This window comes from Thalassovita litoralis (assembly GCF_900182725.1).
GTDB lineage: Bacteria > Pseudomonadota > Alphaproteobacteria > Rhodobacterales > Rhodobacteraceae > Thalassobius > Thalassobius litoralis.
In genome coordinates, this window is sequence record NZ_FXTO01000024.1 from 1 (window position 1) to 22,716 (window position 22,716).

A 22,716-nucleotide genomic window follows, 5' to 3' on the forward strand; every position below is an offset into this window, starting at 1 on the left:
ATTAACGGTACAATATGAAAATTAAGGGTACATCGTGCCGCTGAAAACAAACGATAATTTTAAAGGCAATTCTGATTAATGAGGGTACAGTGACATCCGTCCTCTCGGCCTTCCTCATGACGCAAGCCCGGCGGGTCGGCGCGCGCATCTTCGTTTTCGACTACCGGCTCGGGATGGAAATGGCCGTCCGCGCCAATGGCGGGCGCTACGCCTCGATCAAGGCGGGACAGGCGACCGGCCTCAACCCGCTCTGGACCGAGATCGATGAGCGCGGCACGGCCTGGCTTTCGGATTGGCTCGCCTCCTTGCTCTACCGCTCCGACAAGCCCCTGACCCCGGCGCAAACGAACCGCATCAAGGAGGTGGTCCGCCAGAACTCCACAGCCACCAACCCGGCCTTGCGGAACTGGAAGGACTTCGCCTCGCTCTTTGTCTCGACCGACGACAATGGCGATCTTCACCAGCGGCTTCTCGAATGGACCGAGGATGGGCGATACGGCTGGATTTTCGGCCAAAGCCTGGAGGACACTTTCTCGCTTGATGGCGACGTCGTGGGGTTCGACCTGACCGGCATTCTCGACAGCGAAAGCGAGAAGGAGCGCATGGCGGTGCTCTCCTATCTTTTCCGCCGGATTGAGCGAGAGATCGAGGACCGGCGTCCCACCATCATCGTGATCGACGAGGCATGGAAGGCGCTCGACAACCCATACTTTGCCGAACGGCTCTCGAACTGGCTGGTGACCGCCCGGAAACAGAACACGGTCGCGGTGATGATGACGCAATATGCGAGCCAGCTCGAACGCACGCGGACCGGCAAGACCATCGTCGAGGCGGTGCCAACCCAGATCCTGCTCCCCAACATCCGGGCGCACGCCTCGGATTACGCGATGCTGAACCTCTTCGAGAAGGAACTCGACGTGCTCCTGAACACCGGCAGCGACAGCCGCCTCGCGCTCATCCGTGACGACGGTGGCTCGGTGGTGGTCGATGCCGACCTCTCCGCCCTCGGCCCCCTCCTCACCATCCTCGGCGGCATGGAAAAGGGCGAGGCCCTCGTCGGCCCCGACTACCGCGACCGTCCTGATTTCTGGAGGCTCTCATGATCCGACCCCTTATCCTCCTCGCCGCGCTCGGCGTTCTCTCTTCCTGCGCCGAATATCGCGAACCCAAGGCCAACTGTTTCGCTTTCCGCGCCTCGCTCGACCGCGCCGAGCCGGATTGCATTTTCACACCCATCGGAAACCCGGACGACAGCGTTGAGGCCTAGGGTCGCACATATCCTCCTTGCGGCTCTCCTGCCGGCAGCCGCGCTCGGCCAGGGCGTTCCCACCAACGATTCCGGGCTGACGGCCCGCGATATCGTCGAGACGGGCGACCGGGACGCTGACCTCGCCGTCCAGCGTGAGAAACTCACCGTCGAAGAGTTGCTGACCGAGATCGAACGGGAACAGCTCGCCACGCTGCGCGCCATCCTCGACGCGCAGACGAGCTTCGGCGGCCAGGGGCTGCCGGGTATGGTCGCAGACTTCGAGGGCGGCGGCGGCGATCCGGACCGATCCGCAGCGGCGGTCTACGGCTCCGGCGATGTCGATCCCAACCCCGGCGGCGCGGGTATGTTCGGGGATGCGGCAGAAAACATCGAGCAGCTGATCATCCGGGTCGCCCAGGAGACCCACGGGCGGCCCGGGGTCGGGCGGGCCGGTCTTTCCGTCGTGCAATGGCGCGCCCTCCTGCAGGCGCTCATCTGGCAGGAGAGCCGCTTCTCCATCGGCGCACGCTCGCCCGTGGGCGCTTTCGGCCTCACCCAAATCATGCCGGGCACCGCAAGCGATCTCGGGATCAACCCGGAATATTATGACAGCCCCTACCTGCAGGTCGAGGGCGGCGCGCGCTACCTCGCGGCCCAGCTCACCACCTTCGACGGCAACGTCGTCAACGCGCTCGCGGCCTATAACGCCGGGCCTGGCCGTGTGTTCGAATATGGCGGTGTACCGCCCTTCAAGGAGACCCAGCACTACATCAGGGTCATCCCCGAACGCTACAATCTCTACCTCGCGCGGATCGGCGGCATCGAAGCGCTCGGCACGATCGACCCCGCGCTTCTCACCAACGCCAATCTCTCGTTCAGCGGGTTCGGCGCCGCCTTCTACGGCAGCAATTCCCCCGCCGCCATCCGGCAGGCCGCCCTGCGCGTCCAGGACATCGTCACCATGATCGGCGCGACCCAGGACATCCAGGAGAGCATGGCGCTCAACACCTATGCCCGCGCCGAACTGGTCCGGCTGATGGCCGCGCGCATTCGCCTGAAAGCCGCACGGACCCAACCGCTCAGTGCGGCCCAATTGGCCCAGGCCGCGGCCCGCATGGTCGAGAACGAATTCATGGAGTTCACATTGGAGGATCTGGATTGATGGCCCGCAGAATGTTCATTTCAGCACCATTTCGCGCGTTGACCCTGGCCAGCGTCTTGGCGCTTTGCTCGCCTTTCGTGACCAGTGCCCCCGCCCTGGCCCAGGGCGTGCCGGTCGTGGACACCCAGAACATCGCCCAAAACATCCAGCAGCTCCGGCAGATGATCGAGGACGAGATCCTGCAAAACGAGCAACTCGTGCAGCTCCGCGAACAGCTTGCCACGCTCACGGAGCAGCTCGCCGAGCTACAACGAACGTATGAGGCGTTAACGCGTCTCGCAGAGTTGCCCGAGATCATCCGGACACAGATGGAAGACGAACTAAACGGTCTCCTGGACCAGGAGTTCGGCGACATCATCGCCACGATTCAAGCCATCAAGACGGGGGATTTTTCCGGGCTCACCGGATCCGGCGCCGTCGAGATCGAAACCCAGATGGACCGGGTGCTGGCCGATCTCGGCTTCGACGAGGACACGCTCTCGGAAATGGCCCGCAGCGGCAATCCCGGGGCCGTGCGCGTGGCGACACAGGCCACGACCGGCGCGCTGGTCTCGGCCGCGGCCCAGAACAGCTATGAGGATGCCGGGCAGTCGCTCGAACGTGTCGACCGGCTCGTCGGGCTCATCGACGACATGGATGAGCTCAAGGAGAGCGTCGATCTCAACACGCGGGTGACGGCAGAGCTCGCCATCGCGCTCGTCGCCATGTGGCAGCTCGAAGCGATCCAGACCGTAGGAGATGGCACCGGCGGCGTGATCGATGCCGCCACCATCGCCGAAGAACAACGCTTCATGGAGTTCACGCTTCCGGAACTGAGCGCGGATTGAGGACTGATTGTTGGACGAAGAAACCGCCATCATCGAGGAGGAACTGGTCTACGGCGCACTGAGACGGGAACGGCTCTGGCAGCGCCTGGGACTCATCGGCCTCGGCTTTGGCATCCTGGGCTGCCTCAGCGCGGCCGCCGTGGCCATCCTCGATGTCGATCCGCCCCCAGTTGTTGTGCCTTACGATCCCGCCACCGGCTTCGCCCTCCCCGAAGCCACCGTCGGGGCCACCACCGTCACCGAGAACCGCGCCATTATCGAGGCGGAGGTCTTCCGCTACGTGACGGACCGCGAGGTCTACAACCAGCTCGACAATGACGTGCGCATCCGCAGCGTGTTGCGCCGTTCGGACCGTGCAGCAGGGGCCTCACTGCGCCAGATCTGGAACTCGGCCAATGCCGACTAGCCAAACCGTTCCGACGAACCCTGACACTGGTTCGGGCAGCTCAGGCGCGCGAATGCTGGCACAGTTGGCCCGCCTAAGCAGGCTGGGCCGAAGGTAGCATTGACCGTCAAAGGCTTCACCAGCGGGAACATGTTCTTTGCGAGCCTATACCTTTGCCTTCAGCAGAGCTCGCGGCAAACTGCCTGAACGGATTTACCTTGGCACCATCATGCCATGTCCGGGTGAAGTGGAACGGCATCGGCGCCGGTGTTGCTGTCTGGGACGTCTATCCTGTAGGCGCCGAACTTTCCGGATCACCTTCAGTTTGATGCAGGAGCTTCTTAACAACCGCGCGTTCTTTGACCCAATCAGAGTTAAAGCGCTCAGGATAAGGTTCGTAGTGCTTGTCGGCGTACTGCTTCAACCGCTGGAAAAGAACCTGTTCATCCAGATCTTCGAACCGCCCGGATTGAAAAGGGCGCATGTCCAAAGGAAGAGAACTCGGGGCGCTGACCGGCCCAAGTTGTTTCAAGGGAGTCTGCCGAGCAACGAGTTGCTCCAGCAGGTCCGTCTTCAATAGTTGATCGAAGCCATCAATTGGAACCCGATTGAAGTTTGAACCAATCTTGTCCGCAAAAGATTGTACCAGAGGCGAGAGGGATTCGCCTATGCTGCGCTTCATATCGCACCAGAAGACCCCGTTTTTGAACCCATTTGCATAGTCAATTTGGTTTTCAAGAAGGTCTTTCATGACCGATGGCTCCATTCCGCGATACCCAACTACAATCAATGGGTGATCACGCAAAAGAGGCTTGATATGCTCGACGGTCTCTTGGTCCAACTTCAATACATCTTCGGCCAAATTCTTGTCGGAGTAGTGCTCAACCGATCCATGGATGTGGATTAACTGCGGGTTTGCTGGCGACGTTTTGAACTGGACCCAATCCGACGCAGTGCGGATCTTGACCAAGAAGGGCGGCACTGCTTCAAGAACGGCCGCTCGATCAATGCAATGATCAAAGTTTGTCGTTAGAACCGTTGCAACCCAACCGTTGTCTAAAATCCGTGCTAGCGCCCGATACCCCTGTCCGGGCTTCACACCACGGCTGATAAGTTGCTCGAAGAACTCTCTTCGATCCTGTCCAATTCCCAAAAGGTTGTCGATCGCAACAGGGTATTGGTCGGGGAGACCAACCCCCCGTTTGAACCAAGACTGCTGTTCAAGCCAAGGTATCCAATCAGAATCAACGACGCCTGGGTCCATCGGAGACCGACCATGCGACTTACAGTATGCCCACTTCGCTGCGCGGTTCACTGTTTCACCGGCCGCTGGCACACCGGATGTAACGGAAGCCCCTGCTCCTAGCAACAGAACCGGCTGGCGGTGCTCGGCGAGCAGTGTTTGCAGGCGTCCAACCTCTGCATGTCTAATTGATGATAGAACCTTGCTGTCCATCTGCTCGAATCGTGTTGTTTTGGTTTTGTTAGTTTATTATGCGGAACAAATTCAGAACATGCTAGACTGTTCACTGTCGCAAACCATAGGGTCAGAATGTCTTAGTCACTTTCCTTTGAGTTCAGATTTTTTGCATTCGCGTCATGCACATGACTTTCGGCGCCCAATGAGCGATCAACCGGACAGCGCCCGCACTGTCTGGATCGGCATGAACAGGCGCAACGGCTGATCTGGCAACGGGGTAAAACCGAACGCCTCGTAGTATGCTTTTCGGCGCGCCACGATTTCGGGGTTTCCGCAGTCGAACACATCGAGAAGGACGGCACAGGTTCCAATTTCGTCTGAGACGCGCCCAATCCGGTTGAGCGCATCGGCAAGCAATGCGCTGCCCAAGCCCTTTACCTGCATCGTTTGATCGACGCCGATCATGGAAATGAATGCAGCTGGCAGCATGCCATGCCTTGGCGCCTTCCTGGCCAGCTCATCAGGCATGTCTTCCGCAACAACCGCATGCATGTTGATCCCGTAGAACCCAAGGGTTCTACGGTCATCGTCTAGCACGACCCAGATCCGGACGACATCAGCCTTGGACCCCTTCTTGGCCGTCAACTTCAGGTAATTGTCGATCTGGGGGACACCACAGGAAAAAGCCGTTCGATCCTGGCTCTTGGCATCGAACGGCTCGATTGTGAACTTGGCGTCTACGGCGGCGTCAGTCGGCATTCGCGATCAGCGTCTCGCGCAATGCAAAAGCCTGCTTCAGCCGATTATTCGGCTTCGGAGGATTTTCGAGCGCGCCAAAGAACGCAGCACGATCCGCCTCGCTCTCCAACGCCGTCAACTTATGAGCTTCAATCGTCGTCTGCGCGGCCTTGTATGCAGCGCTCACAACAAAGGAGCTTACCTCAACACCGCTCAAGGTTGCTGCGCGACTGATCGCATCCTTCACCGAAGGCTGTGTACGCGCTTCCAGCCGAGCGCTCTTGGGCTCGTCGACAGCGACAGTGCTATCCTCAAACGCCAACATGGTTGCCTCCTTGATCCGAAACGACGTCAAGCGGCAAGATGCCACTCACACGCAGCTATGTACGGCATATCGTCGTACATGTCAAGTGTACGGCGAATTTCCGTACGCTAAAACAAAGCCTGACTAACACGTTCTCTGGGCGAGAGGCAAACTCACTTTTCTCGAACGGTCGTACCCGGGTTCGCCTTGCCATGCTTTGCCGTCACGAAGCGCCCGGAAATTGCGCTCCGATAGCTGCCACCGGTAGAACCACTCTTGCCAGGCGCTTCTTTTACCGTCGTGCGCGGATGTGACTTCCCATAAGCCTTTGTCACGTACCGCCCCGATTTCGCGCCGCGATAGCTCCCGCCGTTGCCTTTGCCTGCCATCTGAATTCTCCTTCTCAAGTCTGGCGTGTTATTGGGTCCCTCCGAGGCGGAGGGCTGGTTGGGTTCCAAACAAACCGAAGAACCTCCGCTGGAGGCCTGCGGGTCTTCATTGCAAAATCCAGTAGCTCAGAACCGGAGGTGTTCTTCTGGTCAGATGACCGACAGCACTGGGCGTATTTCCCGAATGGATGTTCACATCCGCAAAACTCATCGTCGCCGAGTTCGAGCAGTCTCTCAGCTGCAATCGGCACAGATTGCCGGCCGGGCCATTTTCCGTATTTCTCGAGGTAGAGATGCCGCACGGCCCAGAGGCTATATAGGTCGAGCAGTCCGGTCACCGAACCGCCGGGAAGCCATGTCTTGTCTCGCGGCTCGAATGCGCAAATCGAGCCATCGGGAAAATTCGTATGCCTCGGCCCGATCCATGTTTTACTGACAGCAGTGGTCCAAAAGCCCCAGGCTTGAACCGGCCTTCTGGTGGTATAGGGAAGTTGAATGGCAAATGCGGCTCTTCTACCTAGGCCTTCGATCAGATCGCTCTCAGCGAAGAGCCACATCTGCCTTTCTTGAGGAAACGCGAGCAGACCCGGGTACGCGTCCCGGCATTCCCCTATGCCTTCCGCATAGCGAGACCGTAGTCCTGGCTGGACGAACGGTGCTCCGGAATCGGGCGCCCGGGATTGTCCGGTCGTCCCTTGCCCTCCGGCGGTCCGTTCCCACGGTCGGGTTGCGGATCGTGTCGATTGGTGCCGTGCATCAGCTATCTCCTGGCCCGAAGGTTTCAAGACAACCGAGGAGCTGTCGGGCCGAATGACCCCCCGATTGAACACGGTCGGCAGGATGCCAGCGTCGAGGCCCAAGCCGATGGCCTTCAGGTCGTCCTCGATGCTCTTCCTCATATTGAACCGCCCCATTTGCCGCAGTGTCTGTGCTTTACGGATTCGCAACAGCGTTGCTATAATGAAATCCTGAAACAACACATACGGGGCCAAAATGAAAATTGCAAGAGTCGAACACCATGCCTAGTGTGCAATTCGACGGGAACGGCTTCTACGCCGCGTTGGACGCGGTACGGGAGGAACGGAAGCTCACCTGGAGAAAGGTTGCAGAACAGTCGGGGGTGAGCGCTTCATCGCTCACGCGGATCTCGCAAGGGAAGAGACCGGATGTAGACAGCCTAGCATCTCTGTGCTCATGGGCGAAACTGAGCGCCGACGATTTCATGCGCGCGCACGACAGCAGTCAGAATGGCGAGCCCTCGTCGTTGACCAAAGCACTGATGTTGTTCCGCGCAGACCCAAACTTAGGAAAAGAACAGGCAGACGCTCTCGAGCGCATCATTCAATCCGCATATGAGGGCCTGAGGACGCACTGATGGCACTAAGGCGGGGCTTCAAGACCGATGCGGAATGGTACGCTCAGGATGTTCGACGCGAACTCGGCATCCCTGAAACCGGAAAACTGTGCCCATGGAGCCTCGCAAAACACCTTGAGCACATCGTTGTTGATCTTTCGTCATTCCAGAAAGAGCACCCACTCGACGTCGCACGCCTTCGGCAATGCACAGGCGCAAAGGGATTTTCTGCAGTCACCATTCACAAGGGTACTGCACGGCTTGTGATCTTGAACGATGGCCACGAGAAGCCACGTCAAACGGCGGATCTTGCTCACGAACTGGCACACGGACTCCTTCATCACGTCCCGCTGCCTTTGAGTGATGAAACTGGTGTACGCATGTTCAATGCCCGAGATGAAGAGGAGGCGCATTGGCTGGGACCAACCCTGTTGGTTCCAGGTCCCTCCGCCCACGCGATTGCGAGACAACGCCTTTCGATTGAAATGGCGGCAGCGCAGTATGGTGTGAGTAAGGAGTTAATGCGTATGCGGTTGAACATATCTGGCGCGTTTAAGCGTGCTAAGCCGCACGGCCTCGCGCCAGAAGGCCAGCAGATCGCCATCCGGGCCCCGCGCCTCGCCTGGCGGTGCTAGGTGATAGGCATCGCGGATGTCCGCCTCCCTCGCCAGCCGCCCTTCCAGTTTCGAGGTGACCGTCGCCGCACTCAGTGCCAGCCGGTTGGCGAGCAGTTTCACGGGCACACCATGCCTGGGATCACTGATCAGCTGATCGAGCACCGTCAGCGCCGCCCCCGACCGAAAGGCCACAGTTTCAAGGGTTTCGGCACGCCTGGAGGTGACCCAGCCCGGCAGCTGCGGTAGGGTGTTCAGGTCGTCAGAGATGGTGGCGGGCTGATATGTCATGCCACAACACTAGTCTCTCGCGGCGCTTTCGTCCACAATATGATGCGCAAACCGCCCCGCTATGTCGCGCGCAATTACGTCCAATAAGTTTGCATTATCGGACATCAAGAGATATGCTAGGACGCAGTTTAATTTCACCACCGGATTCACTGGAAAATGCCCTCAGAGGACGAGAAGTCGACATCATCAAACTCTGGTGCGTTTTGTATCGCTCAGAACGGCGACAGCGATCAAGAAAAAAGCGACGACATCTCCCTACCCGCCCACGTCGCGGGATCCGGCAGCCTTGATCGCCTGGTCGACGCCGCCCGAGATTATGCGCGCGCCGCAGCTTCTGACAATACGCTGAAAGCCTATGCCAAGGATTGGGCGCATTTCGCGCGGTGGTGTCGGATGAAGGGCGCGGAGCCTCTGCCCCCGTCGCCTGAAATGATCGGGCTTTATCTCGCAGACCTGGCGTCCGGAGCGGGCCCCTCCCCTGCCCTATCGGTCAGTACCATCGAACGTCGCCTCTCCGGCCTTGCCTGGAACTATGCGCAACGCGGCTTTGTCCTCGATCGTAAGAACCGCCACATCGCAACAGTGCTGGCCGGGATCAAACGCAAACACGCCCGTCCGCCGGTGCAGAAGGAAGCGATCCTGGCCGAGGACATCCTCGCGATGGTCGCCACCCTGCCCTACGACCTGCGCGGGCTCAGGGACCGCGCCATCCTGCTCCTCGGGTACGCCGGCGGGCTCCGCCGCTCCGAGATCGTCAGCCTGGATGTCGGAAAGGACGACACGCCCGATTCAGGCGGCTGGATCGAGATCCTCGACGACGGCGCCGTGCTGACGCTCAACGCCAAGACCGGCTGGCGCGAGGTCGAGATCGGTCTGGGATCGTCTAACTCCAGCTGCCCTGTGCATGCGCTCGAGCAGTGGTTGCACTTCGCCAGGATCGACTTCGGGCCGGTCTTTGTCGGCACCACTCGGGGTGGAAAGAAGGCCCTGGAGACAAGGCTGAACGACAAGCATGTCGCGCGGCTGATCAAGCGAACGGTCCTGGACGCCGGCATCCGATCCGAACTGCCCGAAAAGGAACGCCTGGCACTGTTCTCTGGCCATTCTCTGCGCGCAGGTCTCGCCAGTTCGGCCGAGGTGGACGAGCGGTATGTGCAGAAGCACCTTGGCCACGCTTCGGCACAGATGACCCGCCGCTACCAACGCCGCCGCGACCGCTTCCGCGTGAACCTGACGAAAGCCGCTGGATTGTAATCTTGCGAACTGTCATCCTGTCATTAATCCTTGGCCGGTCTGAGCTGATGAAGTCAAGAAGATCTGCATCTTCAGCCTGCTCGGTGTCGGGAACGGGCTCAGGCAAGGGCTTCAACGCACCATCGTCCTCGTCGTCGCGTGCGTTCGCGCCAAGCGCTTGACCAGCAGAAGTGATTTCCGTACCGTGGCCGATACCATCCGCGTAACTCCCCGTTGAAAGCTCAGCGCCCTGCTGTCGGTTCACAGCTGAAGACATCAGCGTATTCCCGAGGCTCATCCTCGGGCCGGACAAAGCCGCGATTAACGACAAGCTCGCCATGCGATAAAGCGTCACAAAAGCCCCTGCCCGCGCGATCTCTTCATCGTCGAAGATCAACGGCCGAGTCTCGAGCTTCTCCATCGCAATTTCCAACTCGCCAAGTCGCGCGTCGACTTCCTCGGGGAATTCATCCTGGCCCTCGTATTCCTCTTCGAGCGCCCGGTATTCGGCAAGAAGCTTGGCATGGGCCGCGCCTTCGTCATCCGTCATCGGTGCCGGGTCTCCGCTCAGCCGCCGCAAACCGTGGCTGTAGCCATAGGGCAGGTCGAGCGAGACCTCGATCCATTTCCAACCTTCGGTCGCAATGGCTTCGGCTTCAGCCTGAAGCTTCTCGCTGACCAGACGATCGAACAGGGCGGGGTCTTCCAGCCAGCCGCCGTCATCGCCCTGGAAGAGGTCGTGCAACATGGTGCCGCCAGCAGACTCATAGGCATCGATGCCGACAAAGACAGCACGACGATCGGATGCCCGCACCGAGGTTTCCGTCAGCATCCGCCGGATCTGATAGGGCTCCTTGTTCCAGGACGAGCGGATCGCCTCCCAGACCTGAACCTGGCGCTCATGATCCGGGTTAACCGTCAAGGCCATCAGCTGCTCCAGCGTCATTTCATCCTCGGCATAAAGCTCGAGCAGGGCAGGGGCCACGACGGCGAGTTTCAAGCGCTGTTTGATCACCTGCGGCCTGACGAAGAAGGCGGTTGCGATCTCTTCGTCGCCCTGACCCTTCTCCTGCAGCGCCACGAAGGCGCGGAACTGATCGAGTGGATGCAGGACAGCGCGCTTCATGTTCTCGGCGAGCGAGTCGTCTTCGGCGAGGATCGTGGACTTCGCATCCCGCACGAAGCAGGGAATGGGCGTCGTCTTGGCCAGGCGCTTCTGCTTCACCAAGAGTGACAGGGCCTGGAAGCGCCTACCGCCAGCGGGTATTTTGAACTTGCCTGTCTCGGACCCATCATCCGCCAGAACGGGCCGGACGCACAGGCTTTGCAGCAACCCGCGGCGGGCGATGTCTTCGGCCAGTTCCTCGACCGAGATGCCGGCCTTGATGCGCCGGACGTTGGACTGGCTCAGCACGAGCTTGTCGAAGGGAATGTCCCGGAACGGGGACTGGGTGACTTTCTGGGCAGGTTTCGCCATCAGATCTCCTCCACGACGGGCGCCGGAAGCCACTCTTCCGATCTCACTTCCCGTCACCCTCAAACCAACAACCCTTTCCCTCTCATATTCTGACGCTCGCGAGGCAGGACTTTAACAGCTGTTAAGTCGACAGTCCCGAGGTGGCGGAAAAGTACGCAGTCTCTCAACCTTAACAGCTGTTAAGCTGCAGATCGTCGCCCAATCAATGCCATGACCATCGGCCCACAGGAGAACTCGCCGGCCGCAGCTTTGGCAGTCAGAGCTCGCAAGTATCCACCAGGCGATCTTATGTCGGCGAAGCGTTCCAGCATCGCAGCAACGACGATCGACGCTTGCTCCGGACCCATGAACCGCTGTGCTTCTTCCCATGCAGACGCACTGATCCCCATGGCTGGCCGCACATGGCCCGCCGCATCGAAAAGCTGATGCCAATGCCGGATCTCACCTTGGTAGAAGGTCTTCAGCGAGGGACATGCCGCTATCACTAGGTGAAGCGGGATCTTTGGCAGATGTCTTGTGTCCTGTTCATCAACGTCAGCCACCGGCTCATTCGTATCCACATCTGGCACACCCGCCGCCGCCCCGCTTTTTTCTAAAGCCGGCTCAAAATCTATAGATTCTTTATTTGAATTATGATGGTGACGCTCAGATTGGGCATCATTGGTGTTCATTTCTTCTGTTTCAGGGCCATCAATGATGTTGCGTGCCTGGTCAAGGAGAGCTTCAAGATCGGCTCGATAGGCCGCGAGGTCCTCAATTGAAAGCTTGCGGCGAAGCGCGCGGGCTGTGAGGGCAGCCTTGTCGCGAAGCTGATCCCAGAAGCCTAGGCCTGGCTGCATCTCGTCTCCGAACTCGGCGAGGGCCGCGAGATCGCGTCGCATGAGGCTTACGACCTCTCTCAGGCGCCTGACGCGCTCCTCAGCCTCACGTACGGCCTCTGCGGCCCGTGCTATCTCCTCGGACTGGCAGTAGAGCGGGGAAAGATCGAAGCCAAAGGCGACGCGGTCTTCGCCGTGCTTGCGGACGTAGCGCTTCCCATTGGGGCTATCGCGCCGCTGGAGCAAGCCAGCCTCGACGAGACGCGCGAGGTGACGACGCATCGTTGAGCACGGCATGCCATTCAGGCGCTCGCAGATCGCCTTGTTCGAGGGGAAGACGACCATCTCGGCGTTCCCGCCAAGCGCATCGTCCGGAAAGAAGCTGAGGAGCCCCTGCAAAACAGTCAGATCACGTTCCGAGACCCCAAAGGCCGCTTGCGCCTTGGAGAGCTCGCGCAGGAGTTCCCACTTGTTAACGGGTCTGGCCGGAACAGATGCCTCGGGTCGCTCGATGACGCGCAAATGAGCGTGCGAAATCGGCCGCATAAACGGCGAAATTGGTGTGTACTCCATGAAAATGTTCACGAAGACAAAAATTCTAGGGCCCGCGAATCGCTTTGCGCTTGCGGGGTAGGGGCCAGAACGCTACATTCAGAAGTGCGAAAACTGAGATTTTGTAGCGGGCTGATCCCGGTGCGAAACCTTACAAAGGTCTCGTGAAGCTAGCTTCTCGGGGCCTTTTTCTTTTTGCCTGTATCGTGCCTCCTTCTTGTTGGTTGCTCTTCCTCAGTCTTCTGAACGCTTCCAGCGCTCATGAAGCTCGGTAATCAGCTTTGGGGCATTGCCCTCCAACCAGCTGATAAAATCAGGTTCATCCGTAGTCAGATCGAGTTTAAGCTGCTTGCCTTGGCGGCTGGTCTTGACCGTCGCAGCTCCGACACCGGGGATCGCCAAAGCAGGCACGCCTTTTCTAGACGGGCTTGCTTTCTTCTCTGCGCTCTTCGCGGCTGCCAGAACTGCGAGAAACGCACGCTCAGAAACCTCATCGACCGAGCCGGAACTTTCGGACTTGGCTGCATGAGCTACGGCTTGCAGTTGGTCTCGATCACCGTCGTAGGCACCCAAAGCCTTTTTGAGCTCTTCCCATCTCGGGCGACCAATCCCGGGAGCCGCACCAATTGCCTGGATGAGTTCCTCGCCGACCGTCCGAACGACACTCAAGAGTTGTGAAACCCCGGCTTCGTGGAGGTTAAGGACTTCGGCGACACCTCGATTGGTGCGCTCAGCCCCTTCCAAATGATCACCGTCCAGAAGTGCCGTCGCAACGAGCGCACGCTCAATAAAGCTCAGATCACGACGCTCTTGGTTCTCGAGAAGCTGATCTCGAAGCGCTTGATCACCCTCAACCTCTGTGACGATGGCTCGAACTTTGATACCGAGTTCGCGACATGCTTCCAAGCGTCTGCGGCCATAGATCAGGTTGTAGCGATCGCCTTCCAGTGGGCGCACCAAGACGGGCACACGCTGACCGTTCTTGGAAATAGAGTTCTTCAGGCCCTCAACTTCAATCTGAAGCCTGTCATCCAACCGTCCTTCGGTAAGGATCTGCGCCGGATCGATCTCAAATACACCGCCACGCAGTCGGCGCCCTTCAAGAGCGTCAGGAGCGTTGCGAAGGGTCTGCAGCGGCAGGCCAAGTTTAGGCTTTCTTGCCATTCCGACCCCATGTGTTCTGGATGATTTCAGCGATCTCATCGTTCACTGCGTTCATGGATTCGATCGCACGATCAAACGTCTGACGCGTGAAGTCCTTTTTGTCAGCTTCGTAGAGCGTTTGCTTGGTCAAGCCGGCATCAGATATTGCGGTCGATTCAACCATGTGATTGGTCAGGACCGACCTCCCAAACAGCCCGCGAATGAAGGCGATGACTTCGGTTTGTGGCGCGTCGCCGACTTTGTATCGCGTTGGCAAGAAGCGCAGCCAATCGAAGCGCAGATTTGCGCCTGCATCCCTGATCACTCCCAGGAGATCCGCAGTCATTCGCAGGAATTGAGACATCGACATGAGGTCAAGCATCTGCGGGTGAACCGTCACGAGGACACCCGAGGACGCAGAAAGTGCTGACATCGTCAAGAAACCAAGCTGCGGCGGGCAGTCGATCACAACAACGTCGTAGTTTGCTTCAACACTATCGAGTGCGTCATGAACTCTCGCGAAGAACGCCTTCGCTCCGCCTCGCTGGATAGCAGCAGGCGTCTCGTGCTCGAACTCCATGAGTTCAAGGTTGCCCGGGATAAGATCAAGGCCGCGGATGTAAGTCTTGCGGATCACTTCGGCGATCGGAACCGGATCGTCGTAGCGAACGGCATCATAGAGGGTTCCGCCCTCCATAAGGTCGAGTTCTGGCTGGATTCCATGAAGAGCCGAAAGAGATGCTTGGGGGTCGAGATCGATCGCAAGAACCCTGTACCCCTTTAGCGCCAAGCGCTGAGCGAGGTGAGCAGACGTCGTCGTTTTGCCGGAGCCGCCCTTGAAGTTCACCACTGATATGACTTGAAGCTCGTCACCGTCGCGACGCCCAGGCACGTAAGTTCCAGACTTTTTTGCATTTCCTTCAAGCGTCTGCCGGATTTCCCAGATATCGTCGAGCGTATAGCGGCGATGACTTCCCGCCGTCGTCTCGACGTCAACGATCTTTCCTTCTCGATGAAGCTTCCGAAGATAGGTATGGTCGACGCCAAGGAGCTCAGCAGCTTCGCCGCTGGTCAAAGTGCGCATCACCTTCTTTGCATCTGGTGGGAAGTGCGCAGCGCGCTGAGCATGCAGGTTCGACGCGAGAAGTTCCGCGTAGTGCCCGATGGCGATATCAAGATCCTGTTCTGCTTCGCTCATGTCTGCCCCGATCCGTGGGCGCGTTTTTTATGTGACCGCGCGTTATTTTTCGAGACTATTGCCCGACCAGCCAGATTCGTGCAAGCACTTTCTAGATATTGCGTCGTGCACCAAGTCCACCACAAGGGTAGCGTTCCATTACTCCGAGGCTGTGGTCGTGCGGGATCTCCTGCGCGGTGCGTGAACCGGGGCCTAAGCCCCGATCCTCTTGATGCGGATGCCGAGTTTGCGGGCCTTGTCGACGATATTCTCGGTGATGCCCGAACCGGGCGTGGCGATCAGACCCTGGGGCATGGTCTCGAGCATCTTGTCGTTGCGCTTGAAGGGGGCAGCCTTGCCATGGCTCTTCCAGTCGGGCCTGAAGACCACCTGGGTGACACCTCGGGTATCTGCCCAGCGGGCCGCGATCATCTCGGCGCCTTTGGGCGTGCCACCGTGCAAGAGCACCATGTCGGGGTATTTCGCATGGGTGGCATCGAGGACGGACCAGATCAGGTCGTAGGCGTGATAGTCCCCGCCCGAGAAGGCGATCCGCGTGCCTTCGGGGCAGTGAACCTCGGTCTCCTTGCGCCGCTTGGCCGAGAGATAGGCCCGGCTGTCCACCACGGCGGAGGTGAGACCGCGATGCGAGACCTTGGATCCGGTGCGGGGCAGCCAGGGTGAACCGGTGGCGGCCGAGAAGTGGTCCACGGCCAGATCGCGCATCTGCTCGAAAGCGTCGCGATGGTCCCAGAGCTTCAGCCCGATCATCTGGAGGCGCTCGAGTTCGACCGAGGCGACCTCGGAGCCGTCCTGGATGGCCAGACTTTCCCGGACCTCGAATTCGTTGTCATCGAGGAGCTTCTGGATATGGGTGAGCCGGCGATGGAAGATCGAGGTCAGGGACCAGAGCATCTCTTCGAGATTGTCTTCCAACTGGCTTCCGGTGAGGAGGCCGATGGTGGTGTCAAAGAGCGTCGCCATGGCGAGTTCGACCTCGTCGGGCTGGGGCAGGGGGCGATGATCGGTCTCGCCGGGCCCGGGCGTTGCGACGTGAAGTGCGAGGTGGTCGAGGATGGCGGAGGTCACGCCGGTCTCCTCTTGGATGTCTGTCTGATGGGGCATTGTCTGGTTCCTCTGTTTGATCTGACCCGATTTGGATGGGGCGATGTCAGGACCGGCGGCGACCGGGCCGCATCCGTCAGGATCGGAGCGAAGCGGAGAATGTGACCCGGACCGGAAAATTGGTCCCGCGAGGAATGCCCTGAAAGGGGAGGGGAATTTTCCGGGTAGCGGGCGCATTGCTGCCCGGGCGAGGGGCACTCAGCCCCGACCCGCTGGTCCATCGCTCCCCTTGTCCAAACGGGATCAGATCGAACCGGCGGAACCTTTGCCCTGTCGGACATCAATGGGTAGGCAGGCGGTCACCCGTCCTCGATCTCCAGACCTTGTGCTTTCATGGCCTTTAGCAGAGAACGGCGCAGCGCATCTTTGCCAAATGCCCGCAGATCGTCGTTGAAATCGCCCATGTTTGGTACGAGATCACCACAGGTAATTCCAAGCGATTCCAGTTGGTTAAGCAATCTTATTGATGCGTCGCGTCCAGCTTCGTCATTGTCCCGCGCGATCCAGATACGCTTGATCCTCGGCGGCGGGATGAAGAGGCCGAGATGGGTGGCAGTGAGACAGGAGGCGAGATCGAACTCGGGGAGAGCCGTGCCGACCGAGAGGGTGTTCTCGAGACCTTCACCGACGATGAGATCGCTGCGCGCCTTGCCGGACCAGAAGCGGATGGCATGGCCGTGCAGCTGTCCGAGGATCCGCTTCGGGCTCTCGATCTCGGCCAAACCGCCGGTGGACGGGTCGAGAAAAACCCTTGCGCATCCGGTGATCTGGCCGCGATTGTCGGTGATCTTTGCCAGTAGGGCAGGGGCCCGTTCCAGCAGATCGGGGTCGTCCTCGCCCTGCCGCAGGAAGACACGCGCGTGATAGCGCAGGGCCGGGCCGAGCCGTGTGATCCCGCGCCCCTGCAGATAGGTGGCGGCCAAGGTGCCAAACACCGGCTTGCCAGCAGCGAAAAGTTTGCGCGCCCGCGCGATGCGTTTGCTGGAGGCTGCATCCGGGCGCTCAGCCCTTTGGGTGTCTCGAGGTACGGCAGGGCAGGGGGCTTCGCCGAGGAAGGATCGAGCCTCCCTCAGGGTCTCCTTGAGCGTGACAGACCCAAGCCGTTCATGCAGCAGGTCGATCAGGTCGCCATATTCACCCGTCGCGAAATCTTGCCAGGACCCGGCTTTACGACCAACCTGCGCCTGCAGACGGATGGCGAGGCTCTGGCCCTTTGCACCGGACGTGTCGCCGACCTGCCAATAATTACCCAGCTTGCGCCCCTCGGGGAAATACTGGCGGCAGAAACTCTCGGCATGGTCTGCCAGATCGGCCGAGAGGTCCGCGATACTGTGGCGCGCGCTCATGCGGCGGCCTCCGATGTGCCGGCGCCAACTGGATGCTCGGCAAGGACCCGTGTCAGCACCTCGATGCCGTCGACCGGAATGAACACCCGCGTCTTCCACTGGATCACTTCCGTGAAACAGCCCATTGCCTTCAGTCCGGGCAGGGCCGCGCCTGAAGCACCTATCAGCTCAAGCCTCGGCTGCCCCATGACCAGCGACCGGCGCAGCTGATAGCCGCCGAGGAGGTTCAGCGTCGTCCTGGCTTCCATCACGGCGGCGAGCACTTCCCGCGGCGTCATCTCGATCTGGCAATCGAGACCAAGGCGTGCAAAGACATTGAGAAGCTGATCCTGGCTGACCAGACGGCCGATGGCGCGTTCCCCATCCTCGGTCTGCAGGCGATAGATGCGCATGTTGTCAGCGGGCAGCCGATCCCAGATCGGCAGGAGCAGCCCGCAGATCAGCGTGATCTTCGAGGTGGTGAACTCCGGCACGGCGGCGACTTCGGTCTGCCAGAGATGTTCGAACATCGAGTCATCAATCTCCTCCCAATGCGAGGTCGAAAATTCGCTGGCCGCGAGGATCTCGGTTCCCATGGGCCGCAGCAGTTTCACCCGCAGGATCGGCACACCGTCTTCGTCCATGAAGGCGGGCGCCTTCACCATCAGCGCCGCGCGTTTGGAGGTCGTGTTCCAGCAGAGCGTCGCGCCCTCTGTGTTTGCGCAGATCGATTTGACCCGGGGCAGGGCGAGAGGATCGTTGCGGTCTGTGCGCTCCACGGTCAGCGCAGTGGCCGTCGCCCCCGTCGCCTCATGCTCGAAGATGACCTTGCGATCGACGATCTCGAACTTCTCCGCGCGCAGGGTCTCGAGGCCGACATCCAGCGTGCCCGCCTGCCGCGCGTCTTCGATGATCGCCGAGAGGAACCCGCCGAAGGCCTCGAAAATTGCGTCTTGCACGTCAATCCTCAGAGCAAGGCAGCGGTTCAGGAACTGCTGGATCGGCGGCAGGGTTTCCTTCATCGTGCCGTCCGCGTCATCGAGCGTCAGCCCGGTCATCTCCTGGAATTTCGCATAGGAGCAGGCCTCGATCTTACCCGCACGCAGCTTGTAGAAGAACTGGCGCAGCGCAGCGCGTGCGTAGGGGCTCTCAAGGTTGTCCTCGGCACGGAACATGTTCTGACCGCCGGTCTCGCGCTGTCCCTTGGTGATGGCACCCAGCGTGTCGAGGCGGCGGGCGATGGTGGAGAGAAAGCGCTTCTCGCCCTTCACGTCTGTGGCGACGGGGCGAAAGAGTGGCGGCTGCGCCTGGTTCGTGCGGTTGGTCCTCCCGAGACCCTGAATCGCATTGTCGGCCTTCCACCCGGGCTCCAGGAGGTAATGCACCCGAAGGCGCTGGTTCTTGGCCCCGAGATCGGCGTGGTAGCTGCGCCCGGTGCCACCCGCATCGGAGAAGATCAGGATGCGTTTTGCATCGTCCATGAAGGCCTGGGTTTCGCCGAGGTTGGAGGAGGCGGGGCGGTTCTCGACCTTGAGCCGCCCCTCACGCGTCTTGACGATGCGCCGCTTGCGCCCCGTGACCTCAGCCACTGCATCGCCTCCGAAATGCCAGAGGATCTGGTCGAGCGCGCCCTGCACCGGGGCGAGGGCCCCAAGATGCTCGACAAGATCATCCCGCCGCCGCTCCGCCTCGCGGCAGATGATCGGGTTGCCATCGCAATCGAGGGCGGGGCGCGAGCGCAGATCGCCATTCTCGTCGGTGTAAGGCTCAAAAAGCTGCGTCGGGAAGCTGTGCATCAGGTAGTCCATGATGTTCTCCCTCGGCGTGAAATCGACCTGCAGATCGTCCCAGTCCGAGGCCGGAATCTCCTCGAGACGGCGTTCCATCACCGCTTCGCTGGTCGAGACCACCTGAATCACGGCCGAGTGCCCTGCTGCAAGGTCCGCCTCGATGGCGCGGATCAGCGAGGGACATTTCATGGCGGTGATGAGATGGTTGAAGAAGCGCTGCTTGTTGCTCTCGAAGGCCGAACGCGCGGCGGATTTCGCTTGGGCGTTCAGCGTGCCGGTCTCAGAAGAAATACCCGAGGCCTGAAGCGCTGCCTCAAGGTTGTTGTGGATGATCTGGTAGGCATCGGCGTAGCTGTCGTATATGGCGACTTGAGCGGGGCTCAGCTCATGGACCAGCATCTCGTATTCGACCCCGGCATAGGAGAGGGACCGCGCCAGATAGAGCCCAAGCGCCTTCAGGTCGCGCGAGATCATCTCCATGGCCGCAATGCCCCCGGCCTCCATCGCGGCGACGAACTCGGCCCGCGTCACGAAGGGGAAATCGCCGGTGCCCCAGAGACCGAGGCGCGAAGCATAGGCAAGATTGCCGACGACTGTGGCACCGGTCGCCGAGACATAGAGAACCCGTGCATCGGGCGCGGCGTTCTGCAGCGCGAGGCCAGCGAGGCCCTGCTGGGACGCCTTCTTGTCGCCGCGGTCGGACTTTTCTCCGGCAGCATTCGCCATGGCATGGCTTTCATCAAAAGCAATGACCCCGTCGAACCCATCGCTGAGCCAGGACGTGACCTGATCGAGGCGGGAGGCTTTGCCCTCACGTTCAGCCGAGCGCAGCGTGGCGTAGGTGACGAAGAGGATGCCCTCGGGCAGGCGGATGTCGCTGCCCTGGCGGAACTTCGAGAGCGGCACGATATCGCTTTCGCGTCCCCCGAGCGCTATCCAGTCGCGACGCGCATCTTCGATGAGCTTGTCGCTCTTCGAGACCCAAACGGCCCGTCGGCGCCCTTTGAGCCAATTATCGAGGATGATACCGGCAACCTGTCGCCCTTTACCGCATCCCGTGCCATCACCCAGAAACCAGCCCTTGCGCAGGCGAAACGCGCCTTCGTCGCCCTCGGCCGCCGCCATCAACTGGCCTTCGATCTCGCCGCGCTTGAACCAGCCCTTGAGATGCGTCTCATGCGCGTTGCCCGCGTAGATCACGCTTTCGAGCTGCGGAGCGGAGAGGAGGCCGTCAGCGACAAGGGACTTCGGCAAGACTGGGCGATAGGTCGGCACGGGCGGCGGGACAGACGCCATGGCTGCGGATTGGACAAGTGCTGTCGGGTGCTCCGCCGCGCCATCGATCCTGATCGCCTGAAGGTCATAGGCCTCGTAGACCGTGTCCTGCAGCGTGCCGTCGGGTTGGCTCCAAGCCTTCGGCAGGTAGTCGATCGGGGCCGTCGTGATATCGTCAAACGGGTGCCTTGCGCGTTCTTCGGCGAGGGCACGGGTTTCCTTGCGCGCGGCATTGCGCAGGGCCTGCAGGTTGGTGCGGGTCGAAGCGGTCGGAGCCGACAGGGCCGTACTGGTGGGGCAGGGCGAGGGGCTGTGGCGCTGCGGGCAGTGGGTGAGCACTGCGTTGAGAAGGTCGGCGGTGGTCGCGCAGATCGGATGGTAGACGGCCTCGCTTTCGACCGATGCGATCTCATCAGCGCCAGTCGCACGCTTGTCGATCACCGTCAGCCGTGTGTCGATCGTGGTGCCATGCCGCGCAAAGACCTTGCCGTCGATAGCGGCGGAAAATACCACATCGGCGCTTTGTGCGATCCGCTGAAACGTCGACTGAAAGGATTTCGTCGAGGGGCGGAAGCTCTCGCCGGTGATGACGACAAGCCGCCCACCCGGCGCGAGACGCGCTAGGGCGGACAGGACATGTTGGCTGGTGGCCTGCCGGAACCGGCCGTCGACATGGTTGGCCGCAGAAAACGGTGGGTTCATCACGATGACCGAGGGCGTGATCGACCGATCCAGCCGGTCATCGATCGAGGCGGCATCGTGATCCGAGACGACTGCACCGGGGAACAGATGTCCCAGCAGGGCGCGGCGGGTCTCGGCAAGCTCATTCAGCGCCAGGCGAGCGCCTGCAATCTTTGCGAAAATCGCCAGCAGGCCGGTACCGGCCGAAGGCTCGAGCACCAGGTCGTCGTCCCGAAAGCCCGCCGCCTGCGCAACGATGGCCGCGAGGGGCAGAGGGGTCGAGAATTGTTGCAGGCGGACACTGTCTTCAGAGCGCCGCGTGTGGGAGGGGGCCAGACCGGCGAGACGCTCGATCATGGTGAGAAATGCCCGCGGCGCGGATACCTGGCGCTGCATCAGCGCACCGTAGCGCGAAAGCATCAGGATCTGGGCGACCTCTGCGGCTTCGTAAGCATCCTTCCAGATCCAGGAGCCGCTGGTGTCGCTGGCACCGAAGGCTTGCTCCATCGCAGTGCGAAGGGCGGCGGCGTCGATGGACCTGCCCGCCTCGAACAGGGGGACGAGGGCTTTCGCAACCTGCATCAGGTGTTGGGCGAAGCCCGGAGCCTCTGGCAGGGCAGGGGCGTCGGGCTCGGTTGCAAGTTGGACGGAATGGGGGTGAGCGTTCATCGGCAATCTCCGGGGTTTAGGGTTGGCCCCAAGCCCCGCGCGCACTCTCTCACCCGGGAGGGGTCACCCCTCCTGCCCTGCCTCTCGCTCTTTCATGGCAAAGCCCCGGTGCGAATTCGCCCGTTATCAGGACGACCGCAGATGCCTCGGCACGTCCATGGACTGATGCAAGACTCGGATCACGAAGATCCTGTCCGGGTCCACCTCGTAGAACACGAGGTGCCGGCCCGTGATCAGTTTACGCGCACCCTGCAAGAGATCGGAACAGTCAGACCCCATTTGCGGGTTGGCGATGAGACCCTTCAGGGCGCGATCGATATCATCGAGATAGCGGTCCGCCTGCGCCTCGCCCCACTGTCGGTCTGTCTCGACCCAGATATCGACGAGGTCGGATTTTGCCGCCTGAGAGTGATGAATGTCACGCATCAGAAGCGCCAGAGCGGCTCCGCGCGTCGCGCTTGATCTCATCCATGTCAAGCGGACCGGCGTCACCGGATTGTTTGCCCTCCATCAGCGCAACGCGAAGCCGCGCCCGCTGACCTTCCTGCTCCTCCATCAGGCGCAGAGAGGCGCGGATCAACTCGCTGGTTGACCCGTAACGCCCCTCTTTAAGCATCAGGGCGATGAATTCGTCCCAATGGGGGCCAAGTGTGACGCTTGTGCTTGCCATGCTCACCTCCGTAATACGCATGAATAAGATATATGAGTATTGCGGGCG

The 22,716-nt window shown here is 60.5% G+C and carries 19 protein-coding genes and 3 pseudogenes; 8 read left to right on the plus strand and 14 right to left on the minus strand.

The features are described from left to right. Positions 1-89: 89 nt before the first annotated feature. From FN828_RS14910 to FN828_RS14925, 5 genes and pseudogenes are all read left to right on the plus strand, one after another. Positions 90-1,103 (plus strand): annotated as a pseudogene (locus FN828_RS14910) (VirB4 family type IV secretion system protein); the annotation flags it as partial. After that, positions 1,100-1,267: a hypothetical protein gene (locus FN828_RS20595; protein WP_185959040.1), complete on the plus strand. Its 168-nt coding sequence runs from the start codon at positions 1,100-1,102 to the stop codon at positions 1,265-1,267. The pseudogene FN828_RS14910 and the gene FN828_RS20595, both read left to right, overlap by 4 nt. A 10-nt stretch (positions 1,268-1,277) precedes the next feature. Beyond that, entirely contained in the window at positions 1,278-2,411 is a 1,134-nt protein-coding gene (locus FN828_RS14915) for a lytic transglycosylase domain-containing protein (RefSeq protein ID WP_407682148.1), read from the plus strand. Further along, a complete protein-coding gene (locus tag FN828_RS14920) occupies positions 2,411-3,238 on the plus strand; it encodes a type IV secretion system protein (protein ID WP_229861760.1) in 828 nt (275 codons plus the stop codon). The genes FN828_RS14915 and FN828_RS14920 overlap by 1 nt, the downstream gene beginning before the upstream one ends. A 10-nt stretch (positions 3,239-3,248) precedes the next feature. Next, a pseudogene (locus FN828_RS14925) lies at positions 3,249-3,635 on the plus strand (VirB8/TrbF family protein); the annotation flags it as partial. Between the two features lie 274 nt (positions 3,636-3,909). Here the strand turns inward: FN828_RS14925 and FN828_RS14930 are convergent. The 4 genes from FN828_RS14930 to FN828_RS14945 all read right to left on the minus strand — a co-directional run bounded on the left by FN828_RS14930 (position 3,910) and on the right by FN828_RS14945 (position 6,474). Beyond that, positions 3,910-5,079 carry an SIR2 family protein gene (locus tag FN828_RS14930; protein WP_142494276.1) on the minus strand — a complete coding sequence of 390 codons (1,170 nt, stop codon included), beginning with the start codon at positions 5,077-5,079 and terminating at the stop codon, positions 3,910-3,912. Positions 5,080-5,253: 174 nt separating this feature from the next. Then, positions 5,254-5,802 (minus strand): GNAT family protein, encoded by a 549-nt coding sequence (locus FN828_RS14935; RefSeq protein WP_142494277.1) that lies wholly within the window; start codon positions 5,800-5,802, stop codon positions 5,254-5,256. Next, entirely contained in the window at positions 5,792-6,106 is a 315-nt protein-coding gene (locus FN828_RS14940; RefSeq protein ID WP_142494278.1) for a type II toxin-antitoxin system TacA family antitoxin, read from the minus strand. Before FN828_RS14940 ends, FN828_RS14935 begins: the two co-directional genes overlap by 11 nt. A 152-nt stretch (positions 6,107-6,258) precedes the next feature. Next, entirely contained in the window at positions 6,259-6,474 is a 216-nt protein-coding gene (locus FN828_RS14945; RefSeq protein ID WP_142494279.1) for a hypothetical protein, read from the minus strand. Between the two features lie 1,018 nt (positions 6,475-7,492). Here FN828_RS14945 and FN828_RS21110 point away from each other — a divergent pair. After that, complete coding sequence (locus FN828_RS21110; protein ID WP_133357971.1) at positions 7,493-7,849, plus strand: helix-turn-helix domain-containing protein; 357 nt, start codon at positions 7,493-7,495, stop codon at positions 7,847-7,849. Then, entirely contained in the window at positions 7,849-8,463 is a 615-nt protein-coding gene (locus tag FN828_RS21115) for an ImmA/IrrE family metallo-endopeptidase (RefSeq protein WP_142494280.1), read from the plus strand. The genes FN828_RS21110 and FN828_RS21115 overlap by 1 nt, the downstream gene beginning before the upstream one ends. Here FN828_RS21115 and FN828_RS14960 read toward each other — a convergent pair. Continuing rightward, positions 8,347-8,733 (minus strand): DUF1403 family protein, encoded by a 387-nt coding sequence (locus FN828_RS14960; protein WP_235891496.1) that lies wholly within the window; start codon positions 8,731-8,733, stop codon positions 8,347-8,349. The two genes, FN828_RS21115 and FN828_RS14960, sit on opposite strands and share 117 nt — an antisense overlap. 156 nt (positions 8,734-8,889) lie before the next feature. On the opposite strand from FN828_RS14960, the gene FN828_RS14965 reads away from it, so the two are divergent. Further along, positions 8,890-9,987 (plus strand): tyrosine-type recombinase/integrase, encoded by a 1,098-nt coding sequence (locus tag FN828_RS14965; protein WP_084353840.1) that lies wholly within the window; start codon positions 8,890-8,892, stop codon positions 9,985-9,987. A 97-nt stretch (positions 9,988-10,084) separates the two neighbouring features. Here FN828_RS14965 and FN828_RS21120 read toward each other — a convergent pair. The 9 genes and pseudogenes from FN828_RS21120 to FN828_RS15010 all read right to left on the minus strand — a co-directional run. Continuing rightward, positions 10,085-11,443, minus strand: a pseudogene (locus FN828_RS21120) (ParB/RepB/Spo0J family partition protein); the annotation flags it as partial. A 179-nt stretch (positions 11,444-11,622) separates the two neighbouring features. Continuing rightward, positions 11,623-12,834 carry a plasmid replication protein RepC gene (gene repC / locus FN828_RS14975; RefSeq protein ID WP_037954835.1) on the minus strand — a complete coding sequence of 404 codons (1,212 nt, stop codon included), beginning with the start codon at positions 12,832-12,834 and terminating at the stop codon, positions 11,623-11,625. Between the two features lie 213 nt (positions 12,835-13,047). Then, positions 13,048-13,977 carry a plasmid partitioning protein RepB gene (gene repB, locus FN828_RS14980; protein WP_037954833.1) on the minus strand — a complete coding sequence of 310 codons (930 nt, stop codon included), beginning with the start codon at positions 13,975-13,977 and terminating at the stop codon, positions 13,048-13,050. Then, positions 13,961-15,154 carry a plasmid partitioning protein RepA gene (gene repA, locus FN828_RS14985; protein WP_009827042.1) on the minus strand — a complete coding sequence of 398 codons (1,194 nt, stop codon included), beginning with the start codon at positions 15,152-15,154 and terminating at the stop codon, positions 13,961-13,963. The genes repB and repA overlap by 17 nt, the downstream gene beginning before the upstream one ends. A gap of 192 nt (positions 15,155-15,346) precedes the next feature. Next, positions 15,347-16,258, minus strand: coding sequence for a DUF2493 domain-containing protein (locus FN828_RS14990; protein WP_142494281.1), 912 nt, complete (start codon positions 16,256-16,258; stop codon positions 15,347-15,349). A 299-nt stretch (positions 16,259-16,557) separates the two neighbouring features. Further along, positions 16,558-17,604: a DUF7146 domain-containing protein gene (locus FN828_RS14995; protein ID WP_009827040.1), complete on the minus strand. Its 1,047-nt coding sequence runs from the start codon at positions 17,602-17,604 to the stop codon at positions 16,558-16,560. Further along, a complete protein-coding gene (locus tag FN828_RS15000) occupies positions 17,601-21,998 on the minus strand; it encodes a strawberry notch-like NTP hydrolase domain-containing protein (RefSeq protein WP_142494282.1) in 4,398 nt (1,465 codons plus the stop codon). Before FN828_RS15000 ends, FN828_RS14995 begins: the two co-directional genes overlap by 4 nt. A 126-nt stretch (positions 21,999-22,124) precedes the next feature. Continuing rightward, entirely contained in the window at positions 22,125-22,424 is a 300-nt protein-coding gene (locus FN828_RS15005) for a type II toxin-antitoxin system RelE/ParE family toxin (protein WP_009827038.1), read from the minus strand. Then, complete coding sequence (locus FN828_RS15010; protein WP_009827037.1) at positions 22,417-22,668, minus strand: type II toxin-antitoxin system ParD family antitoxin; 252 nt, start codon at positions 22,666-22,668, stop codon at positions 22,417-22,419. Before FN828_RS15010 ends, FN828_RS15005 begins: the two co-directional genes overlap by 8 nt. Positions 22,669-22,716: the final 48 nt, after the last annotated feature.

Coding starts and splice junctions, on each gene's coding strand:
- FN828_RS14935 (WP_142494277.1), bottom strand. CDS start 5,802: ATGCCGACTGACGCCGCCGTAGACGCCAAGTTCACAATCGAGCCGTTC.
- repA (WP_009827042.1), bottom strand. CDS start 15,154: ATGAGCGAAGCAGAACAGGATCTTGATATCGCCATCGGGCACTACGCG.
- FN828_RS14920 (WP_229861760.1), top strand. CDS start 2,411: ATGGCCCGCAGAATGTTCATTTCAGCACCATTTCGCGCGTTGACCCTG.
- repC (WP_037954835.1), bottom strand. CDS start 12,834: ATGGAGTACACACCAATTTCGCCGTTTATGCGGCCGATTTCGCACGCT.
- FN828_RS14965 (WP_084353840.1), top strand. CDS start 8,890: ATGCCCTCAGAGGACGAGAAGTCGACATCATCAAACTCTGGTGCGTTT.
- repB (WP_037954833.1), bottom strand. CDS start 13,977: ATGGCAAGAAAGCCTAAACTTGGCCTGCCGCTGCAGACCCTTCGCAAC.
- FN828_RS14945 (WP_142494279.1), bottom strand. CDS start 6,474: ATGGCAGGCAAAGGCAACGGCGGGAGCTATCGCGGCGCGAAATCGGGG.
- FN828_RS21110 (WP_133357971.1), top strand. CDS start 7,493: ATGCCTAGTGTGCAATTCGACGGGAACGGCTTCTACGCCGCGTTGGAC.
- FN828_RS14995 (WP_009827040.1), bottom strand. CDS start 17,604: ATGAGCGCGCGCCACAGTATCGCGGACCTCTCGGCCGATCTGGCAGAC.
- FN828_RS14960 (WP_235891496.1), bottom strand. CDS start 8,733: ATGACATATCAGCCCGCCACCATCTCTGACGACCTGAACACCCTACCG.
- FN828_RS15010 (WP_009827037.1), bottom strand. CDS start 22,668: ATGGCAAGCACAAGCGTCACACTTGGCCCCCATTGGGACGAATTCATC.
- FN828_RS15000 (WP_142494282.1), bottom strand. CDS start 21,998: ATGAACGCTCACCCCCATTCCGTCCAACTTGCAACCGAGCCCGACGCC.
- FN828_RS14940 (WP_142494278.1), bottom strand. CDS start 6,106: ATGTTGGCGTTTGAGGATAGCACTGTCGCTGTCGACGAGCCCAAGAGC.
- FN828_RS20595 (WP_185959040.1), top strand. CDS start 1,100: ATGATCCGACCCCTTATCCTCCTCGCCGCGCTCGGCGTTCTCTCTTCC.
- FN828_RS14930 (WP_142494276.1), bottom strand. CDS start 5,079: ATGGACAGCAAGGTTCTATCATCAATTAGACATGCAGAGGTTGGACGC.
- FN828_RS21115 (WP_142494280.1), top strand. CDS start 7,849: ATGGCACTAAGGCGGGGCTTCAAGACCGATGCGGAATGGTACGCTCAG.
- FN828_RS14990 (WP_142494281.1), bottom strand. CDS start 16,258: ATGCCCCATCAGACAGACATCCAAGAGGAGACCGGCGTGACCTCCGCC.
- FN828_RS15005 (WP_009827038.1), bottom strand. CDS start 22,424: ATGCGTGACATTCATCACTCTCAGGCGGCAAAATCCGACCTCGTCGAT.